The organism is Flavobacterium sp. XS2P24 (assembly GCF_030010285.1).
Taxonomy (GTDB): domain Bacteria; phylum Bacteroidota; class Bacteroidia; order Flavobacteriales; family Flavobacteriaceae; genus Flavobacterium; species Flavobacterium algoritolerans.
Window position 1 is genome coordinate 1 of sequence record NZ_JASCRU010000063.1, and the last position, 2247, is coordinate 2247.

Consider the following 2247-nt stretch of genomic DNA (forward strand, 5'->3'; position numbering starts at 1 on the left):
CGTGAAATACCTATGATGTGTTGCATGCTTAAAAATACGAAAAATCTTCTTTTTATACCAACATTTTGTTATATTTGTTAATAAGTAAACGGAAGTTTTTTCACAGACTGACGTTGGGCGACATTCTAAAAAAAAATCGTACTGAAAAATAAATATTGTAAATTTACAGACTAAATAAAAATTTAAAAGTAAATGGACATATTAAAAGAGAAAATAAAGGAATTAGCCGAGGTTTATTCATCAACTTTAAAAGGTAAAATTGAAAGTAGAAAAGTTGAAATGAAACAGGATGATAATTCCCATTATCTCATTTATAGAGTTCTTGGAATTTCAACAGCCGAAGGCGAACTTATAGATATTTACCAAAATGCGGGACGTTTTCTGTATAAATATGCAGGCTCTTTCCTAGAAGATTCAGCAACTCTTTGTTTGAATTACAAATTCCCTGATGGAATTAAAACTAAAGTAGAAAACACAATCGGTCAAAGACCAAAAACGTTTGAAATTGATTTTTTGAATGGACTTGATGCAATAGAAGTTAAATGGAGAGATGCTACAACTGACGGCGACCATATAACAAAAGAACACACTAGAGTAAAAGTAATAAAACAACACGGTTTAAAGCCAATTCGTGTAATGTTTTACTATCCATTAAGAAGCCAAGCAATCCGAATACAAGAAACTTTAAAAACTTTGTATGCAGGGGTTGAAGGAGAATATTACGCTGGAGATGATGCTTGGGAATTTTTACTAAATTATTGTGGAGTAGATTTAAAAGCTATTTTAACAGAGATTGCTAATGAAAAAACGCCCGAAAATGGAAACTAACAAAATATATCACGGAAATTGTGTAGAAAAACTTCAAGAAATTGAAAGTAGCAAGGTTGATTTGGTGTATTTTGATCCACCTTTTTTTACACAAAAAAAACATTCATTAACGAGTCGTGATAATTCTAAAGTTTATGAATTTGATGATAAGTTTAACTCATTAGAAGAGTATCTTAAATTAATTGAAGACACATTAATTCAGTGTAAAAAAGTATTAAAAAATACTGGAAGTGTTTTTTTACATTGCGACAAAACAGCTTCGCATAATATAAGAACAATTTTAGACAAAGTGTTTGGTAGAGAAAATTTTCAAAGCGAAATAGTTTGGTCATATAAACGTTGGTCAAACTCAAAAAAAGGGTTATTGAATGCTCATCAAATAATCTTTTTTTATTCTAAAACTAAAGATTTTAAGTTTAACACTTTATATACAGATTATTCTGCAACAACTAATCTTGACCAAATATTACAAGATAGAGAGAAAAATGAGTTTGGTAAATCAACCTATAAAAGAGATACAAATGGAAGTATCGTTTTAGGAAAAGAGAAAAAAGGTGTTCCACTATCAGATGTTTGGGAAATACCATATTTGAATCCAAAAGCAAAAGAAAGAACTGGTTACCCAACACAAAAACCTGTTTTACTTTTAAATCAATTAATAAACATTGTTACAGATGAAGGAGATTTAGTTTTAGACCCATTTTGCGGAAGTGGAACTACTTGTGTTTCTGCTAAACTCTTAAAAAGAAAGTATATTGGAATTGATGTTTCTATTGATGCTGTAAATCTTGCTAACTCAAGACTTGAAGAAATGATTGTTACACAATCTGCATTATTAAACAAAGGAACTGAAGATTATCTTGAAAAAACGGAAAAAGAATTAGCTATTTTAAGTAATATAAATGCTTTTCCTGTTCAAAGAAATTCTGGCATTGATGGTTTCCTAAAAGAACATATTGACGGAAATCCAATTCCAGTAAAAATTCAAAATGATTATGAAACCCTAGAAGATGCGATTGAAAAATTAGAGAAAGCAACAATAGGAAAAGAGTATCCAATTAAAATTGTAATTCAAACAAAGGAAACTGGAATAACAAGATTATTTAATTTCCAAACAGATGTAAAAATATTAAAATCACTTGAATTGCAGGCTAAAGAATTTGCGTTAACAAGAACGATCGCCCAACACACGCTACAAGCAATTTGGGCATTTGGATTAATGGGAAGTTGGTTTTGTGTCAGATAAATTTGTGTTTATCCGAAGATTTGGCTTCCTTAATCCCAAACTGCTTGTAGCGCGAGAACGTCAGTCTGTGAAAAAACTTCCGTTTACTTATTAACAAATATAACAAAATGTTGGTATAAAAAGAAGATTTTTCGTATTTTTAAGCATGCAACACATCATAGGTATTTCACGTC

2 protein-coding genes are annotated in these 2247 nt (G+C 30.1%); both read left to right on the forward strand.

Translation table 11 applies throughout. The features are described from left to right. The first annotated feature begins 192 nt into the window (after positions 1 to 192). A complete protein-coding gene (locus tag QLS31_RS16130; protein WP_282744689.1) occupies positions 193 to 828 on the forward strand; it encodes an ApaLI family restriction endonuclease in 636 nt (211 codons plus the stop codon). Continuing rightward, complete coding sequence (locus tag QLS31_RS16135; RefSeq protein WP_282744690.1) at positions 818 to 2074, forward strand: site-specific DNA-methyltransferase; 1257 nt, start codon at positions 818 to 820, stop codon at positions 2072 to 2074. Before QLS31_RS16130 ends, QLS31_RS16135 begins: the two co-directional genes overlap by 11 nt. Positions 2075 to 2247 lie beyond the last annotated feature (173 nt).